Origin of the sequence: Streptomyces sp. CB01201, from assembly GCF_002803085.1 — a bacterium.
In the GTDB taxonomy this organism is placed as follows: Bacteria; Actinomycetota; Actinomycetes; order Streptomycetales; family Streptomycetaceae; genus Streptomyces; species Streptomyces hundungensis.
Map to the genome: position 1 here is coordinate 65,889 of NZ_NNBJ01000026.1, position 17,855 is coordinate 83,743.

Below are 17,855 nucleotides of genomic sequence, written 5' to 3' on the forward strand. Positions count from 1 at the left end.
TGGCGGTCGGGTGCTGATCAACCGTACGTCCCAGTCGTACGTCGATCTTGCCCGAGTCTCCTCCGCGCACATGCGGAGGGGCCGCACCGGACGGCTCACGGCACGGCCCCCGACCCGGTGGCGGGTGTCAGGTCACGCGATCTCGACGGCGAAGCCGTGCCCGGTGGACCGCGGCGGCGTCTTCACCTCCGTCACTCCGGTCGCGGGATCGAAGTACCAACCGGTGCCCGCCGTGGCCAGCTGCGCCGCCGAACCGCAACGCTGCAACCGCTTCCCGCCGAGCGCGACGATGCCCGGGGCCGCCTGGGTGTGGACGGTGAACCGGTACGACCGAGAGGCGGGCTTTCCTTGGTAACTTCCCACGCTGGCACCGACGTTGATGACCGAGGCCCGCCCTGCGGAGGTTACCTGGACCCGCTGGGTGGCCGAGGCGCCCTTGGCGAACTGGCGGGTGACGCCGTCGTCCTCGTACAGGGTGTAGGAGGAACTGCCCCGCTGCGGATAGACGTCGTAGTCCAGCTCACCCTTGTCCCTGGTCTCCCAGGACGTGGTGCCCTTGGGCCACATCGGCACGATGGAGCCGCCCTTGACGAAGAGCGGCAGGGTGTCGAGCGGAGCCGCGTAGTTGTCGATCGTCGTCGGGCCCTGGTAGGTCCTGCCGGTCCAGTAGTCGGTCCAGGTGCCCTTGGGCAGGTAGATGCCGTCGCGGACACTGGTGTCGCTGTAGACGGGCGCGACGAGGAAGTCCGGTCCGGCCAGGAACTCGTACTTGGCTTTCGCGCCAAGGGTGTTGGGGTCGTCCGGGTACTCCAGGGAGAGCGGGCGGACCGCGCCGACGCCGGTCTTCGTGGCGTCCTTGGACAGCCCGTACATGTACGGGACGAGCCGCTCCTTCAGCTGGAGGTACTTGCGGTTGATGGAGGCGTACGGTTCGCCGTCGAGCCAGGGCTGCTGATCGGCGGCCTTGCCGGTGGTGAGGTCCTTGGCCCAGCCGTCCATCGTCATGATGGCGGGCAGGAACGCCTTCCATTGCAGGTCCCGGGTGTACATCTTCGGGTCGTGGCCGAAGATGCTGCCCACGTCGCCCGTGTTGTACGCGATACCGGAGAGCGTGGCACCCGCGTACGTGGGGATCTGCCAGCGCAGATAGTCCCAGCTGAGCTTCTGGTCGCCGCTCCACAGGACACCGCAGCGCTGGGCGCCGGACCACGAGACCGGCAGCCATACGAAGCCGCGCGCGTCGCTGTTGTCCTCGATGCCGGCCTTCGCCTGGTCACAGGCGTTCAGGGCGAAGCCGTAGCCGTTGCCGACCCAGGCGACGTCCAGTTTCGCGACCCGCTGCCCCGCCTTGACCTGCTCGGCGAGCTTGTCGAGGCCGTCCTGGGTCCACAGGCCCAGCTGCGCGTTGTGCGCCTGGAGGCCCTTGCCGGTCTCGGCGAGGTTCTCGTAGCCGCAGCCGTAGCCGTCGTTGACGAGCATCCAGCCGAGCGGCATCTGGTTCCGGGTGTATCCGTCGGCGACCTTGAGCGCGTCCAGGGTGTGGCGCTCGCCCCGGTTGGCGTTGTGCAAGTAGCAGTCGGAGTCGCCCGGTTCGAGCCCGTACACCGGCGGCATGAACGGCTTGCCCACCAGCGAGGTGTACTTGCCGATGACGGACTTCACATCACCCGTGAAGTAGTAGGCGTCCAGGCGCCGTTCCTGCTGCCCGGTGCGCACGCGCGGACCGAAGTCGTACACGCCGGGCGTGAAGGTGTTGCGGAACACCCCGTACCCGGCCGAGGAGATGTAGAAGGGCTGGGAGTTGTTCCAGCCGCCCTCGTTCCAGTTGGTGTTGTTGCCCACGTTCATGACCTGGTCGCGGTGCGAGAAGCTGCCGTTCTGTTCGCCGCCGCCGAAGAACTGCTCGTCGGCGCCGCGCGTCAGGCTCTGCCGCATGCCGCCGGAGGTCCAGCGCAGCGGGTCGGCCTCGGACCAGATCACGCTGCGGTTGTCGCCCTTGTAGAGCGCGAAGCGGAGCGGCTTCTTGTAGACGCGCAGGACGACATCCTTGCTCCGGATCCCGTAATAGGCGCCTGTTTCAAAGGAGTTGGTGTTCTTCTGCGGCGTCGGCCGGGTCTGGATCATATGGCTGCCGGGCGGGTCGGTGAAGGTTCCGTCCGGGGCGGCGCGCAGCCGCATCGTGTCGTCGGCGAGGAAGTCCACCCGCGCCTTGAGCGCCCCGGCGGCGATGTCGTACGTGCCGTCCTCGCCGCCGAAGGAGGTGAGGTTCCCGGCGTCGGTCGGTTCGGGCAGATACGCGGTGCCCGTGAACGAGTTGTGGTGCACGTCGTAGGGGACGACCACCACGTGGTACGTGCCCGACGCCTTCGGGATGACGGTGGCCTCGGGGTCGGCGGTGCCCGCGCTGGAGGCGACCTGTTTGCCGGCGTCGTCGTAGACGTACAGGTCGAAGTCGTCGGTGGGGGTGGCCCATTGGACGGATACGGGCACACCGCCCTCCGGGTTGTCGTCCCACTGTCCGGCCGGCGGCTTCACGGTCAGGTCGAAGCGGGCACAGACCGCGCCGTCCGGATCCTGCGCGGGTGGCGGGCATTTGTCGGGCGAGCCGACGGTGCCCTTCTCGTAGACCGGGCTCTGCCAGGTCAGTGACTTGGTTGCGCTGTCCAGGGTGCCGCCGGGCGGCGTCGCACCCTCGGCGTGGGCCGCCGGAACCGTGAGGGCGGTGAGGGCGAGCGCCAGCACCGAGAAGACGGCGACGGCGGGTCGCCGGGGCGGGCGAGAGCCGCGCCAGGAGGTCCGCGAGGGGTTCCGCGAAGGGGTCCGCAAGGTTTCGTTCTCCGTTCGTGCCGAGCAACAGCCGGGCGCGGCGTGCGCGTTCATGCTTGGAACAGTGGAGTTTCGAGCATCAAGATTCACCGTGAGGCGGGTACATGTCAACGGTTGAGGCGAGGGGGGCGGGCATCGCCGATGCGGGGTGGGGGGGTTGGGGTGTGAACGGTGGATATGTGCGGCGAGGTTGGTGCGGGCGGGCCGAGGTGGCCCTGAGCGCCGCGGGACGGCCCTGAGAGCGGCGAGTCCGCTGCGCTCACCCGGCAGAAGGGCAGCGGCCCCTTGGGAGCGGGCGCCCCTCCCGGGGCCGCACGGAGGGAAGGCCGCCCGCGTGACCCTCAGCGCGGGGTGCTCGGGGCTCCGGGCTTGCGGGTCCCGGTGCCGCTGGAGGGCGGAACTGGGCGCCCCATAAGCCAGTTGAGGAGTGTCCGACGGAACCGTTCCGCTCCCCTGCCCTCGCCGCCTCCCATCAGGGACCTGGCGGAGAGAACTCCTCGTCGGACACGACACCCTCTCAAGGGGCCGATCGAGGCCGACCCGCCCCATGGCCTCGCGGGACGTTACGGCAGGACGAACCGGTCCATGCCGAACGCCGCCGCGAGACCGACCACGAGCAGCCAAGAACCAAGCCGGGTACGCCCGTTGCGGCTCAGCTCGATCACCACGCCACAGAGGATGAGAGCGAGCCCGTACACGCCGACCACCAGCACGGAGGAACGCGTGGCGAGCCGCACCACGAGGATCACGCCCATGGCCGCCATGAGCACACCGGCGGCCACCATGCGGACGCGCCGGGCCTTCCAAGGCGCCATACCCTGCCGCACCTCGGGCTCGACCTCGACCTCGCCCTCGACCTCGGCCCCGTTACCTGCCTTCGCGAAGTCCCCCGATTTCTGCGGGAGTTGTGCCGACTCCGCCTGCTCCGGACGACCGGGGGCCGCCGGGTCGGCCGAGTGCGAGCTGCCACGGGCCTCGGCGCGCTCGGCGGACGCGGGCTCGGATTCTCCGGTGGTGACCGTCACGCCGGACCTCGCGTCCTTGCCGGACCCGGCGTCCTTGCCGGAGCCGCCGCCTTGGACAGCTCCCGAAGACGCGGGGCGCACGGCGTTCTCGGCGGCCACGGCGGCTACGGGTGCGCCGGCGTCCGGGAGTTCGGCCGCACCGGTCGGTTCGGCCCGCCCGCCTTCCGGCCCGGCGGGCTCGGCGGGCTCGGCGGCTTCGGCGGGCTCGGCGGCTTCGGCGGCTTCGGCGGCCGACGGCCCCTCGGCGCGTCCGGTGCTCTGCGCAGCCCCGGCGTCCGCCTCCGTACCTCTCGGATCCCCCTCCGCGGCGGCACCCCGCTCCCCCGAGGGCCGCTTCGAGGCCTTCGAGGCCTGGCCCGGTACCGTCGCCTCCGCCGCGTGCGACGCTCCGCGCTCTTCCGGCGCCGCGCCCACCGCTTGTTCCTGATCCGAGGTGCTCATGAGCCCGGATCGTAATCGCTCTGGCGTCGGGGCACGTCACCCGCGTCAGTACCGCCGCCGCGCCTCTGCCTGAGCCCGCTCACAGGCCGTCACCAGACATCCGCCGTCCACCGTCCGCCCCGCAACCGTCCGAGGGCTACGGCGGTTGCCGCGCCCGTCGAGGGAGGCCGGGGCCTGCCGGGCCCACCGCAGCCGACCACGGATCGGCGCGGATCAGCGGTCGCGGCGATGCACGCTGACGGCGTAGCCACCGCCGTCGTAGGGAGCCGCGTCCCAGGTGGCGAAGCGGGCGACGGGGGTGAGACCGGCGGTGGCACAGTGGGCGTCGTACTCGGCCAGCGTCAGGCTCGGCGGCACCGGCAGGTGGGCGGCGTCGAGGCCGAAGCCCGCGACCAGCAGGCCGCCCGGGGCCAGGGCCGCCGTCAGCCGCTCCACCACCGTGGCCTCGGTACCCGGCGTGACCAGCGGCAGGACGTTCCCGGCCGCGACGACGAGGTCGAAGTCCGCGGTGACACCGAGCGTGGCCGGATCGAACGCCGCCAAGTCGGCCTGGAACCACGGAAGTCGAGGCGCCCGCTCCCTCGCCACGGCCAGCATCGAAGCGTCCAGGTCGACGCCGACGCAGTCGTACCCGAGCTCGGCGAGCCGCATCATGACCCGCCCGGTACCGCACCCGGCGTCGAGAACCCGCGCGCCCGGCGGTACCAGGGCCGCGCAGAACGCCGCCTCGCCGTGTACGTCCCCGCCACCGCGGGCCAGCGCCTCGAAGCGCGCGGCGTACTCGGCTCCGGAGGTTCCACCGGTCAGTTCCTGCCATCGACTCATGAGGCCGACTGTAGATCGTCGGAAGCGCTCCGGGCGCCGGCCCCGGGACTCGCGGGCGTCCTGACCCGGTCCGATATCCTGACCGGGTGGCGGACAGAACCGGCGGAGAGCCGCAGATCGACGGACGCTCCACCCGGTGGGACGAGCACAAGGCGCAGCGCCAGGTCGACTTGGTGGACGCGGCCGTCGCGCTCATCGAGGAGGAGGGCGCGCGCTTTCGGGTGCAGCGGCTCGCCGAGCGGGTCGGGCTGCCGCGATCGGTGCTGTACCGGCATTTCAAGGACCGCGCCCATCTGGACGAGTTGATCCGCCGACGGGTGGTGGACTCGTTCCTGCGACGGATGGAGCCCACCCTCACCTTCGAGGGGACCGTCGAGGACGCCGTGCACCGGGTGGTCGGCGCACATCTGGACTGGGTCTCCCAACACCCGCGCCTGTACGCCTACATGGGCGTCGCGGAGCATGCGATGGGTGACGGCTCGCTGGTGGCGGACACCAAGACGGCCATCGCCCTGATGCTGAGCGAACGGTTCGGGGATGTGCTCAAGGCGCTCGGGGTGCCGCAGGCGCCGATCCGTTCGGTCGCGATCGGCATCGTGGGTTTCGTGGACACCGCGGTCAACCAGTGGGTGCACGACGACCGGCGTGAGCAGTCCGAGGACGAGTTGCGCGCGATGCTGTGCCGCTCGGTCTGGGCGGTTCTCGACGCGACGTTGCGGGACCTGGGCGTAGAACTGTCGCCGCACCAGCGCGTGGCGGATCTGGAGCGGCGCTGAGGACCGTGCCCCGGCTCCGCCGAGCGTACGGCCGTCGGCCCGTCAGCCGCCTGCCGCCGGCACCGCACGGGCTGCCGCGCGGTGCAGGGACTCGGTGTCCGTGAGCTTGACGCGGGGGCGCCCCTGCGCCTCGCCCGCCGCGCGCTCCACGCGGTCGATCGCCCGCCAGGCCGCGAGGCCGAGGGCGCTGCCCGCCGTACTCACCGCGGACACCGGCCGGGTGAGGCGGCCGGCCGCGAAGTCGTCCAGGAGGGACTGGACCGTCTCGTGGGCGCAGGTCTTGTTCGTGCCGATGAAGCCGGTCGGACCCCGCTTGATCCAGCCCGCGACGTAGACGCCGGGCTCGACCCGTCCGGACTCGTGCGGGACCGTCGCGGTGTCCTCGTCGAAGGGCAGACCGGGGACGGGACGGGCCCGGTAGCCGACGGAGCGCAGCACGAGGCCGGTCTCCAGGGTCCGGGTGTCGCCGGTGGGCCGGGCGCGGACGGTTCCGTCGTCGTCGGTCACGAGCGTGGTGGCGGTGACCTCCAGGCCGCGTACCGAGCCGTCGCCGACGAGCCGCACCGGGGCGGTGAGGAAGCGCAGCACGATGCGGCGGCGGCCCTCGGCCGTCGGCCGGGCGGCCAGGTCCGACAGGAGCCGCGTCTTCTCGGTGGCATCGGGGGCCAGGCCCTCGGGCCGGCCTTCGACCCGCACGTCCACGTCCTTGAGGGCGCCGAGCGCGAGGAGCTCGGGCACGGTGAACGCGGCCTGCGCGGGGCCGCGTCGGCCCAGAAGGACGACCTCACGGATCTTGCTGCCGCGCAGTGCGGCGAGCGCGCGGTCCGAGATGTCGGTACGCGCCAGGGCGTCGGGGTCGGCGGTGAGGATGCGGGCGATGTCCAGGGCGACGTTGCCGTTGCCGATGACGACCGCGCGTTCGGAGCCGAGGTCGTGGTCGTCGTGCGCGCGGTCGGGGTGGCCGTTGTACCAGGCGACGAAGTCCGTGGCGGAGACGCTGCCGGGCAGGTCCTCGCCCTCGATGCCGAGGCGCTTGTCGGTCGCGGCGCCCACCGCGTAGATGACCGCGTGGTGCTCGCGCAGCAGATCGGCGTGGGTGACGTCGGCGCCGACCTCGACCCCGAGACGGTAGCTGAAGGCGGCCTGTGACTCGATGGCTCCGAACAGCTCCGTGACCCGCTTGGTGTCCTGGTGGTCCGGCGCGACGCCTGCCCGTGCGAGACCGTACGGGGTGGGCAGCCGGTCGTAGACGGTGACGCGCACGCCCGGATGCCGCAGCAGCTCGTCGGCGGCGAACAGTCCGGCCGGCCCGGCGCCGACGACGGCGACGCTCAACTCGCCCTCGGGAAGCGCTCGTTGGCGCGGCACCACATACATGGGGGCGCGGTCGGCGTGCGCGTTCTCCTTGTAGTACGAGGCGTTCAGCTCCAGAAACGGCAACTCCGCCGCGCCGAGGGCCGTATGGGGCTTGAGCGCGTCCACCGGGCAGGCCGTCGTGCACGCACCGCAGTCCACACACGTACGCGGATCGACGTACAGCATCTCCGTGGCCCCGAAGCCGGGCTCGCCCGGCGCGGGGTGGATGCAGTTGACCGGGCAGGCCAGCACGCAGGAGGCGTCGGCGCAGCAGGATCGGGTGACGACGTACGGCACGGCGGGCTGGTCTCCGTTCGGGCATTCGAGGCAGGCGGCAGGCGGCGAAAGGGGGTGCCCGGGGCTTCGGCCGGGGGGGCGGGGCGTCAGTCGGTGAGCGGGGCCGGCTCGCCGCGGAAGCGTGCGGGGCGGCCGTCGATGCGCAGGGCCCGCCACAGCGGGCGGGACGCCTTGTTCATCAGGCCGACGTCCTCGGCGAGCATCCGTACGTCGGAGAAGAGCTCGTGCAGCAGCCTCCGGCCGGCCTCCGACTTCCAGAAGACGTCCTTGATCACCCATGCCGGGATGCCGACCCGTTCGGCGGACTTCCGGTCGGGGATCATGATGACGTCGCACAGGCTGCGCATGATCAGCGGGAAGAGCAGGGACAGGGCGCCACGGCGGGCCTTGCCGAAGCGCGGGACGCGCAGGCGCAGGAACTCGTGCGCGAAGGAGATGTGGCGGGCTTCCTCCGCTATGTGGATCTGCATGATCCGCTGCGGCAGCGGATGCACCGGCTCGCCGCTGCGCAGGGCGGCCTTCTGCAAGTGGTCGATGGGCTCCTCGCCGGCCAGGATGCCGGTGAAGAACGCCTCCGGGTAGAGGGACCCGAACAGCGGCAGGACCCGGCTGAGTTGGCGGAACCAGCGCTTTCCGCCGGCGGTGTCCACGCCGGTACGGTTGACCAGTTCCTGGAACATCTGGGTGTGGTGGGTCTCCTCGGTGATCTCATGGGTGAGATACCTGAACTCCTGGTTCTGGTTGCCCAGTTGGTAGACGTAGTCCAGAGCTCCGCGCATGAGCAGGTTCTCGAACTGCATGCCCACCTTGGCGATGACCGCCCAGCGCCAGATCCCGATCCGGATCCGCGTCTCCAGCGGCTGCTCCTGGTACCAGGGGTGGGCGCCGAGCGCGTCCGCCGAGGTGAGGACCCAGCGCGGGTCGCTCGGGTCCACGGCGAACTCGGGGTCGTCCCACTTGATGTCGGTGAAGGCGTTGAAGTGGACGTTGACGGAGCCCTCGGACAGGGTCCGCAGGCGCTCGTCGTAGGCCTTCCTGGTCAGGTGCGCGGTCATCTTCGTCCTCGCTTGTCTGGTGGGCCGCCGGTCAGGCGGCGCGGGTCGGTTCCTGGGCACCGGCCGCGCTGCCCGCGACGGACGAGCCCGCCTGCTCGAAGCGGAGCGCGGCGTCCTCGATGGGGGCGCCGCTCAGCATGGCGCGGTCGCGGTAGTAGTTGTTCCACAGCCGCCAGGGGTCGCGGGTGCCCTGGCGCGGCATGGCCTTGTCGGCGCGCGCGATGTAGCCGGAGGTCAGCGCCTCGCCCATGACGGAGAACTCCGAGCGGTCGGCTTCGCGGGCCACCGGGGTGGCGATGTCGTGCCCGTGGCGCCGCATGTGCGCGAGCAGGCGGGCCGTGTAGTCGGCCGCCAGGTCCGCCTTCAGGGTCCAGGAGGCGTTGGTGTAGCCGATGACGAGGGACATGTTGGGCACGCCTTCGAGCAGAACGGCCTTGTAGAGCACGCGGTTCGTGACGTCGACCGGGCTGCCGTCGACGGTGAGCGCCATGCCGCCCAGGAGCCGGACGCTCAGTCCGGTGGCGGTGACGACGATGTCCGCCTTCAGCTCCCGGCCGGACTTCAACCGGATGCCGTCGGCGGTGAAGGTGTCGATGTGGTCGGTGGCGATGGCCGCCTTGCCGCTCTTGAGCACCTTGAACAGGTCGCCGCCGGGGACGACGCACAGCCGCTGGTCCCAGGGCTGGTAGCGCGGGCTGAAGTGGCGCATGTCGACGCCTCTGCCGGCCCGGGCCCGCACGAGGCCGAGCAGGACCTTGCGGGCGAGCCGGGGGTACTTGCGGCAGAAGGCGTAACTCCCGCGCTGGAGCGCGATGTTGCGGGTGCGGGCGATCTTGTGGGTCAGCCGGGCCGGTGCGTGCAGTTTCTGGAGCACGGAGGTGACCGGGTCGACCTCGGGCAGGGCGAGGATGTACGTGGGCGAGCGCTGGAGCATGGTGACGCTCGCGGCGTCGTCGGCCATCGCGGGGAGCAGTGTGATGGCGGTGGCGCCGGAGCCGATGACGACCACGCGCTTGCCCGTGTGGTCGAGGTCCTCGGGCCAGTGCTGGGGGTGCACGAGCGTGCCCCGGTAGTCCGCCTCGCCGGGGAACTCCGGGCGGTAGGGCTCGTCGTAGTCGTAGTAGCCGGTCGCGCCGACGAGGTAGCCCGCACTGTACGACTCGCGCCCGCCGGTGGTCTCGTCCTCGACCTCGACCGCCCATCGGCCGTCGGCGTGCGAGAAGTCGGCGCCGACCGCTCGGCGGCCGAACCGAATGCGCTCCAGCACCCCCGCGTCGGCCGCGGCGTCCTCCACGTACTGCCGGATGTCCGCGCCACCGGCGAGGATGCGCGCCTGGCGCCAGGGACGGAAGCCGAACCCGAAGGTGGCCATGTCGGAGTCGGAGCGGATGCCTGGATACCGGAACAGGTCCCAGGTGCCGCCGACCCGGGCACGCCGCTCCAGTACGACGACCGAGGCGCCGGGATTGGCCCGCAGGACGTGGCGCGCGGCGCTGATGCCGGAAATCCCGGCGCCGATGACCAGGACGTCGACGTGCTGCTGCTCCATCGCGGAGACCCTCGCTCTCGCTCGTGGGCGCCCGGGCGGGACAGCGGCGGAGTGCCGCTGCCGCTCGGGGCGCTGACGCTTGCTCAGGCGTGGCGACGCCCATGCACGTACTCGCAATTTACCTGCGACACGGCGTTTCAGATACCGCCGGTAACGTGATGTGGGCCACGTCGTACCGCGAGCGGGACGCGACGGAGTCCAGGCCCGCCCCGGTCGGCACGGATCCGACCTGGCCCTCCCCCGGCAGCCGCCGGCGCCTGGCCCGGCGACAGCCCATCTCATCGGCTCATGGGCGCAGTTGACGGATCCAGCCAGTTCCTGAGCGCGGGGAGCCGGCCGGCGCGACGGCTCTTCCGGCTCCGGCCGCGCTTGCCTGGAGTGCACTCCAGGGCCATAGCGTCCAAGACACGCCTGCACCACCAGGGTCTCGCCGGCGTCCCGGACGGCTGCCCGACCCCGAAAACCCCTACCGGCTCCCGGCCGAACATCACATACGCGCGAGCCGGACGACCGAAAACCCAGGAGCGCCTCTCATGCAAAAACGCGTACTCGGACAGCACCTCGAAGTCTCGGCTCTCGGACTCGGCTGCATGGGCATGAGTTTCTTCTACGGTCAGCCACAGGACACAACGAAGATGACGAAGCTGCTGAGGACTGCTGTCGACCACGGCGTGACGTTCTTCGACACCGCCGAGGTCTACGGGCCGTTCACCAATGAGGAGCTGATCGGCCGGGCGCTGGCACCGGTCCGCGACCAGGTGGTGATCGCCACCAAGTTCGGAATCAGGCACGGCGAGGACGGGCCGACCCCGATGTCCGGGGTCGACAGCAGGCCCGAGCAGATCCGCCGAGTGACGGAGGCCGCGCTCAAGCGTCTGCGGACGGAGAGCATCGATCTGCTCTATCAGCACCGCGTCGACCCCGACGTGCCCATCGAGGACGTGGCCGGCACGGTCAGGGAGCTGATCACCGAAGGCAAGGTGAAGCACTTCGGCTTGTCCGAGGCCAGTGCGACGACGATTCGTCGTGCCCACGCCGTGCAGCCAGTGACGGCACTCCAGAGCGAGTACTCGCTCTGGATGCGCGAGCACGAGTCCGACATCATTCCGACCCTGGAGGAACTGGGCATCGGCCTGGTGCCCTTCAGCCCGCTCGGCAAGGGATTCCTGACCGGCACGATCGATTCCACCACGCCGCTGGCCGACAACGACCTCCGCCGCATGCTTCCGCGCTTCAGCCCCGAGGCACGGCAGGCCAACCAGGTGCTGGTCGACCTGCTGCAGCGGATTGCCGACGACAAGGGGGCCACGCCGGCCCAGATCGCGCTCGCCTGGGTGCTGGCGCAGAAGCCGTGGTTCGTGCCGATCCCCGGCACCACGAAGCCGCACCGCCTGGAGGAGAACCTGGGCGCACTCGACGTCGAGCTGACAGCCGGCGACCTGCGACGGATCGAAGAGGCCGCCGCCGACATCCGGATCCAGGGCGAACGAGTCCCCGAACAGTTGCGGTCACGGTTCGGCCGCTGATCCACGCGCGGCTTCCGGGATCCCCGGGCTCCCCAACAAGATCAGGGCCGGTGTCGGATGTCTCCGATACCGGCCCTGATCTGCGACTCCTTCGAGTCGGGACGACAGGATTTGAACCTGCGACCCCTTGACCCCCAGGAGTGAGGACCACGGGAACTACCTGCACATATCGCACAGAACTGGGATGCGGAACGTGCGGCGGTGCGCGTGTGGTTCAGGTACGCGAGCACCGTTTGGTCCCCAACTGGTCCCCAGGGCAGGGACGCCGGCCGGAGGATCGGGCCTCGCAATGAGGGGCCCGATCGCAGCTCGACGGCGCAGGAGGACTCATGCCGACGGGTCCGCACGACGTTGCCTTTGAGGTTCCTGATGGACTGGTGCCACGCCAAGGAACCGCTGGTGAACCAGCCTTCTGGGGCCCGGCTCTCCCTGGTGAGGCCAATGCCGCTGGACACGTCATGCCTTCGTTTCCTCCCCGGGCTCCCGAATGGCACGAAGATGCGTGCACCGGACACTGGTCCCCAGGGGTGGTCCCCAAGCAAGCGATCCGTGAGCGGGTGGGCAAGCGAGGCATGTCCGCCTCTGAAGAGGGCCGCGCAGCGGCAGATCGAGCCCGACAACCTGACGAGCGGATCGCCGACTTCGACAAGAATCACGGCCCGGTCGGTCCCGGGGCCGTGCCCGCCGAGCGGGCCAAACTCACATGCCTCGTAGAACGCCAGCTTCGCTTCGGCCGCGGGAACGCGGCTGGGGTAGGCCGTGGGTGCGGTATCGCGATGTCCCAGACCTGGGACCGTCCCCGCGGGTAGGGGGACGATAACGGCGACGACGTTCCTCGCCTGCCCGACGGTGGTGCGCCAGGTCGCAAAGGGTCAGGGCTGCCTGAACCACTACCAGATCCGCGGCTGGATCGCCGAGCGCAAGCACGTCCCTCTGGCTATATTCGCCCAGCCATTCCTGGCCGTGGCCGCTGACGACGCGAGGGTGACCAGACCCTCCCACGATGCACCGAGTATCGAGGCGATTCGGCGATTGCTCCGTGCGAGGAGAAGTATCGGGCGGACGTGGTGCGACCGATCCGGGTAGCGTCCGTGGGTGCTCTTCACGCAGATACCTCCGCGCCGTGTGCCTCCGAGGGAGGCACCGGGTGCGTTCCTTGTTCAGGACATGTGGGACGACTTCGGGTTCCAGACCAGTTTCACACTGTGGTGTTTCAACGGCTCACGGCAGATCGAGATCGGTACCTGCAAGGTTGCCTGCTACGGGATGGAGTCGGGCAAGGTCGACCTCCCGCAGACGTTCGAGCGTCTCTCCGACCGGTATTTCTCGCTGGGGGTGGACGAAAGCTACTACACCCAGTTGCGTGACGAGTTCGACTCCAGCACGCGCGAGTCCATCCTCAGGACGTTGAAGGACGCCGCGTTCGATCCCCACCTCTTCGAGGTCGCTTCCGAAGAGGCGGTGATGACAAAGTCGCTGTTGCGAGGCACGGAACCCGAGACGGTGACCGGCCAGTTCCACCGCATCGCAATTGGCGGGCCGACACGCTCCAAATTCGACATCGACTACCGCCAGCGCGTCTCGGAGCCCGATCGGTCGTGGATCCGCCTGGGCCTTGAAGTCGACCCCGATGCCATGCCGCCGACCAACGTGCACGCGCTGATCGGCAGCAACGGTGTCGGCAAGACCCACCTCCTGGACACGCTCGCCCGCACAGTGCTAGGCGCGCGTCTTCAGCCGATTGATGGAAGTCGGCTCACCGACCGTGCAGGGAACTATGCCCGTCCGTTCGCAAACCTGGTTTCTGTCGGGTTCAGCGCCTTCGATGCCCTTGAGCCGCTCGCCCCGACCCGGCATGTCGGCTACCAGTACGTCGGACTGAAGAAGCGCGGGGAAAGCAGCCTGAAAGGGCCATCCGAGCTTGGGCAGGAGTTCGCCGACAGCGCGAGCGCCTGCGTGTCCCAGGGCCCCGTACGCGAACAGCGCTGGCGTGATGTCCTGGAGCGTCTGGAGGAGACCGACCCGATCTTCCAGGAGCAGCGAATCGCTCTCCTCGCAGCCCCCGACGGCGACCTGCCCGACGCGAAGAGCGTCTTCGCCCCGTTGAGCTCGGGGCACAAGATTGTCCTTCTCACCCTGGCCAGGCTGGTCGAGCACTGCACCGAGCGGACCCTGGTCCTGGTCGACGAGCCCGAGGCACACCTGCACCCGCCGCTGCTGTCGACTTTCATCCGGGTGCTGTCCGCACTGCTCCTGGACACCAACGGGGTCGCGCTCATCGCTACGCACTCGCCGGTGGTCCTCCAGGAGACACCGCGCCGCGCGGTGTGGGCGCTGCGCCGGGCAGGAGGCGACGTGGCGGTGGATCACCCCGAGATCGAGACGTTCGGGGAGAACGTGGGGGTCATCACCAGGGAGATCTTTGGTCTGGAAGTCACCCACACCGGATTCCACGCCATGATCGAGCAGTTCGCGAGGGAGGGGTACACCTACGAGGAGATTCTGGGCGCCTTGGACGACGCGCTGGGGGCAGAGGGCCGCGGGCTGGCCCGTGTGGCCGCTCGCCGCCACCGGGACGGGACGCGCTGATGCTGCACATCGACCGCCCGGTGCAGGAATCCGCCCGTGAAGTCTTCCAGCTCTGCACCAGCACCAAGGTCGGCAAGTTGCAGGAAGAGATTCTGTCGGGATACGAGGAGTCCATAGTCAAGGCGTCAGCGACCTTCGACGCGGCGTGCACCGCGTCTGCGCTGCACTCACTGGACCGCCGGGAGTTCGGCCCGAACCCGCCCGATAGGAATCACACCAAGGCGCTGGAAAGGCTTTACGACCGGCGGCTGCGGGACAAGGAATACCCCGGGCGCCCGCTCTACGACCGGATCAGGAACGCTCCGGGCAAGTGCCCGTTGTGCGGGATCGGCCGCATCAAGCAGGTGGACCATCACCTGCCGAAAGCCCACTACCCCTTCCTGGCGGTGGCGCCCGACAATCTCATCCCTGTCTGTGCCGACTGCAATACCGTCAAGCTCGATCGCTTCCCGGCCACAGGGGGAGAGCAGAGCCTCCACCCCTACTACGACGACATCGAAGACCAGCTCTGGCTGCGCGCCGAACTCCTCGTCCAACCTGTCCCGGGGCCGCTCGATTGGCGCGTCCGCTACTTCGTGGCCCCGCACCCCGCCTGGGGTGAGGACCTCGCCGACCGCGTGCGGTTCCACTTCGATGCCTTCGAGCTGGACACGCTCTTCGCGAAGCAGTGCGCCGACGAACTGGTCACTGTCGGCGCGGCTCTGGAGGCGGTGTTCCTTGCTGGTGGAGCGGGGGACGTGCGGGCCGAGCTCGCAAGCTTGATGCGCTTTCGCAGCAAGCCCCGGCAGAACAACTGGATGGCGGCCCTGTACCGCGCACTCGCCGACAGCCCCTGGTACTGCGAGGGCGGCTTCCGGGACATCGCTGCGGGGTGAAGACCGGTGCGGCACGGGCGCTCCGCGGGTGAACGCGCCTGTTCCAACCTGCCTGACTAACGAGCTCGTGCATGGTTGGCGGTAGCGCGTCGAGACTGTGATCGTTGATCATGGTCTATGTGGTGGGGAACCGGGCTCGTGCAGCAATCATCCGTAGCCAGCGGATCACCGGGCTCACGCCTGATGTGATCGCTGAACTCGTCCCAGAGGTCGGCCCGTTGTGGCACCAGAATCACCAGGCCGCACTCACCGCTCGCGCTCGCCGCAGAGCCGTTGGGGCCGGCGCCAAGCACAAACTGGTCTTCGTTGACCGGCTGTTGGCCACGCTGGTGCACCTCCGCCACGGCGCCACGCACGATGTGCTGGCCTGCTGGTTCGGTGTCGACCGTTCCACCATCACACGTGCGATCGGTGAGGTGCGGCCCCTGCTCGCCGAACGGGGCTGTGCTGTCGCACCAGGCCTCAGGCTACGCAGCCTCGCCGAGGTCATCGACTGTCTCGGCACCGACGGGCAGACCGGAATCATCGACGGGACCGAGGTCCGGGTGCGTCGTCCGGCGGCCGGGCGCAAGGATCGGGAGAAGTTCATCTCCGGAAGGAACAAACAGAACGCGGTCAAGTCAATGGTCCTCACGGACGCCGAGGGGCGACTGCTGTTCTGCAGCCCGGCCGAACCGGCCAGCTGCGCGGACATCACCCACGCCCGGAAGCTGGGCCTGGTCAAGCTTCTGGCCGATGGATCTGCTGTGGAGATCTTGGCCGATGCCGGCTACCAGGGACTCGGTGCTCAGACCGACGGACGCGTGGTGACGCCACCGCACCGCAAGTTCAAGAAGAACCCACCCGAGTGGTACGAGGAGATGTACGAGCGCCAGCGCAAGGCGCACTCCTCACGTCGCATCCGGGTCGAGCATCGCATCGGCCATCTGAAGAACTGGCGGTCCCTCGCACGCCACCACGGCCGCCGTGAGCACATGAGCGACATCATCCAAGCTGTCGCCGGACTGCTCTCCCTCCAACAGGCCGCAACGATCGCCCGCAGTACGCGAACGTGAACACCACAACCGATCCACGCCCTTCGACGCACTACCGCCAACCATGCACGAGCTCGTAAGACTTGTCCCGCAATGATCGCGGAGCCGAGTGCAGAGCCATCGAATGGGTGGTGGCGTGCTCAGCCGGTGGCTTGTGTGGTGTTCAGTGACCGGGTGAACTCGGCGAGCGCGTGGAAGTCGTCCTCGCGCAGACCGATTCGCGGGTTGACGTGGTGGAGAAGCCCAGGACCCCGGTGATGGGCGGTTACGTACAGCTCGTCGAGATCACTCTGCTCATCGTCCACCCAGGCGAAGGGGCGACCGTTGGCGTAGTCCACCAGCGGACGGGTCTTCCAGTGGACTCCGTCAGAGCGTTCTTGGAGCAGGGCGTCGCCGAACTCGACGAAGGGGAGTTCGGGTAGGCCGAGCACCGGGGCGATCCACCGGTTGGCGTCGTCCATCCACGTGGTGGCCCAGCACAGCTCGTAGCCGAGCCGAAGCAGGGCTTGCCCGTGCTCAGGGTTGAGCCAGACCCGTAGGGGCCGTCGCTGGCGCGAGAGTCCTCCGTGTTCCGTTGGGTTCCCGCTGTCCCGGGGCACCCTGAGTGTGGTGTAGCCGACGGGGCGCTTCTCTGGCTTGGCCGCATAGGGGTTGAGCGGTCCGTCCACATCGAGGAACAGCAGTGGTCGGTTCACGATCTCCCCCTTGCCCAACATCGGCTGTGCCGTGGAGCTTAGCTGCAACGGTCGTCACGGCGTCGAGCCGATCTGATGTGACGATCCCCGTGTGGCTGGAGTGATCACGGGGTCGGAGTCGTCTGGATAGCCCCGTTCACCGGGCTGAGCTCGCACGGCTTCCGCAAGCTGATCACGGTCCTCCGCCGCGAAGGTGCCGACACCATGCGGCCGGGCCGGCCCTGGAGTCTTTCGCTGGAGGACCGGGTCCTGCTGGTCGCGGCCTACTGGCGGACCAACCTGACTCTGCGGCAGATCGCGCCGCTGTTCGGTGTGTCCAAGTCGGCGGCCGACCGAATCGTGGACCACATCGCCCCATTGCTCGCACTGAAGCAAGGCAAGCGGTTCGCCAAGGACACGGTGCTGATCGTCGATGGCACCCTCGTCCCCACCCGGGACCACGTCATTGCCGCGAAGTCGAAGAACTACCGGTACTCCACAAACCACCAAGTCGTCGTCGACGCCGACACGCGCTTGGTCGTCGCAGTCGGCAAGCCCCTGCCCGGCAACCGCAACGACTGCAGGGCATGGACGGAGTCCGGCGCGAAGGACGCCGTCGGCAGGACGACCACGATCGCCGACGGCGGTTACCCGGGCACCGGCCTGGTCATCCCGCACCGCCGCCCCAAAGGCGGCGAACTCACCGACTGGCAGACCGAGCACAACCACGATCACAAGAAGGTTCGCGCCCGAGTCGAGCACGTCTATGCCCGCATGAAGAACTGGAAGATCCTCCGCGACTGCCGTCTCAAGGGCGACGGCGTCCACCACGCCATGCTGGGCATCGCCCACCTCCACAACCTCGTCCAAGCCGCGTAACGGACCCCATCGACGGCCAGTCGTTCTTGTCCTAACCCTCCCAAGATCAGTTACGGGACAGCCCCTACTGATCTTTTCGTAAGTTCGGTGGGTGTGGTGGGTGGATGGTGAGTCCGGTGTGGGTGAGA

General features: G+C 69.2%; 12 protein-coding genes and 1 pseudogene. 6 read left to right on the forward strand and 7 right to left on the reverse strand.

Going from position 1 to position 17,855, the window contains the following annotated elements; all coding sequences use genetic code 11:
* Positions 1–132: 132 nt before the first annotated feature.
* From CG740_RS35940 to CG740_RS35950, 3 genes are all read right to left on the reverse strand, one after another.
* Positions 133–2,325, reverse strand: coding sequence for a glycoside hydrolase family 31 protein (locus CG740_RS35940; RefSeq protein ID WP_442802874.1), 2,193 nt, complete (start codon positions 2,323–2,325; stop codon positions 133–135).
* 1,064 nt (positions 2,326–3,389) lie between these two features.
* Positions 3,390–4,292, reverse strand: coding sequence for a hypothetical protein (locus CG740_RS41790; RefSeq protein WP_324901206.1), 903 nt, complete (start codon positions 4,290–4,292; stop codon positions 3,390–3,392).
* Positions 4,293–4,505: 213 nt separating this feature from the next.
* On the reverse strand, positions 4,506–5,117 hold the full coding sequence (locus CG740_RS35950; RefSeq protein ID WP_100579515.1) for a class I SAM-dependent methyltransferase: 612 nt from the start codon (positions 5,115–5,117) through the stop codon (positions 4,506–4,508).
* A gap of 86 nt (positions 5,118–5,203) precedes the next feature.
* Between CG740_RS35950 and CG740_RS35955 the strand changes: the two genes are divergently transcribed.
* Positions 5,204–5,893: a TetR/AcrR family transcriptional regulator gene (locus CG740_RS35955; RefSeq protein ID WP_100579516.1), complete on the forward strand. Its 690-nt coding sequence runs from the start codon at positions 5,204–5,206 to the stop codon at positions 5,891–5,893.
* 42 nt (positions 5,894–5,935) lie between these two features.
* On the opposite strand, the gene CG740_RS35960 is transcribed toward CG740_RS35955, so the two are convergent.
* The 3 genes from CG740_RS35960 to CG740_RS35970 all read right to left on the reverse strand — a co-directional run bounded on the left by CG740_RS35960 (position 5,936) and on the right by CG740_RS35970 (position 10,150).
* Entirely contained in the window at positions 5,936–7,546 is a 1,611-nt protein-coding gene (locus tag CG740_RS35960; RefSeq protein ID WP_100579517.1) for an FAD-dependent oxidoreductase, read from the reverse strand.
* 86 nt (positions 7,547–7,632) lie between these two features.
* A complete protein-coding gene (locus CG740_RS35965; RefSeq protein ID WP_100579518.1) occupies positions 7,633–8,601 on the reverse strand; it encodes an AurF N-oxygenase family protein in 969 nt (322 codons plus the stop codon).
* Between the two features lie 31 nt (positions 8,602–8,632).
* The gene (locus tag CG740_RS35970; protein ID WP_100579519.1) at positions 8,633–10,150 is read right to left on the reverse strand and encodes a flavin-containing monooxygenase; all 1,518 of its coding nucleotides are present in this window, start codon (positions 10,148–10,150) and stop codon (positions 8,633–8,635) included.
* A 533-nt stretch (positions 10,151–10,683) separates the two neighbouring features.
* Between CG740_RS35970 and CG740_RS35975 the strand changes: the two genes are divergently transcribed.
* From CG740_RS35975 to CG740_RS35990, 4 genes are all read left to right on the forward strand, one after another.
* On the forward strand, positions 10,684–11,676 hold the full coding sequence (locus tag CG740_RS35975) for an aldo/keto reductase (protein WP_100579520.1): 993 nt from the start codon (positions 10,684–10,686) through the stop codon (positions 11,674–11,676).
* Positions 11,677–12,843: 1,167 nt separating this feature from the next.
* Positions 12,844–14,265, forward strand: a complete 1,422-nt coding sequence (locus CG740_RS35980) for an AAA family ATPase (protein ID WP_234376690.1) — start codon at positions 12,844–12,846, stop codon at positions 14,263–14,265.
* Positions 14,265–15,140 (forward strand): HNH endonuclease, encoded by an 876-nt coding sequence (locus tag CG740_RS35985; RefSeq protein WP_100579522.1) that lies wholly within the window; start codon positions 14,265–14,267, stop codon positions 15,138–15,140. The genes CG740_RS35980 and CG740_RS35985 overlap by 1 nt, the downstream gene beginning before the upstream one ends.
* 218 nt (positions 15,141–15,358) lie before the next feature.
* Complete coding sequence (locus CG740_RS35990) at positions 15,359–16,195, forward strand: transposase (protein WP_234376691.1); 837 nt, start codon at positions 15,359–15,361, stop codon at positions 16,193–16,195.
* Between the two features lie 119 nt (positions 16,196–16,314).
* On the opposite strand, the gene CG740_RS35995 is transcribed toward CG740_RS35990, so the two are convergent.
* On the reverse strand, positions 16,315–16,869 hold the full coding sequence (locus CG740_RS35995; protein WP_199846680.1) for a hypothetical protein: 555 nt from the start codon (positions 16,867–16,869) through the stop codon (positions 16,315–16,317).
* A gap of 91 nt (positions 16,870–16,960) precedes the next feature.
* Between CG740_RS35995 and CG740_RS36000 the strand changes: the two are divergent.
* A pseudogene (locus CG740_RS36000) lies at positions 16,961–17,727 on the forward strand (transposase).
* Positions 17,728–17,855 lie beyond the last annotated feature (128 nt).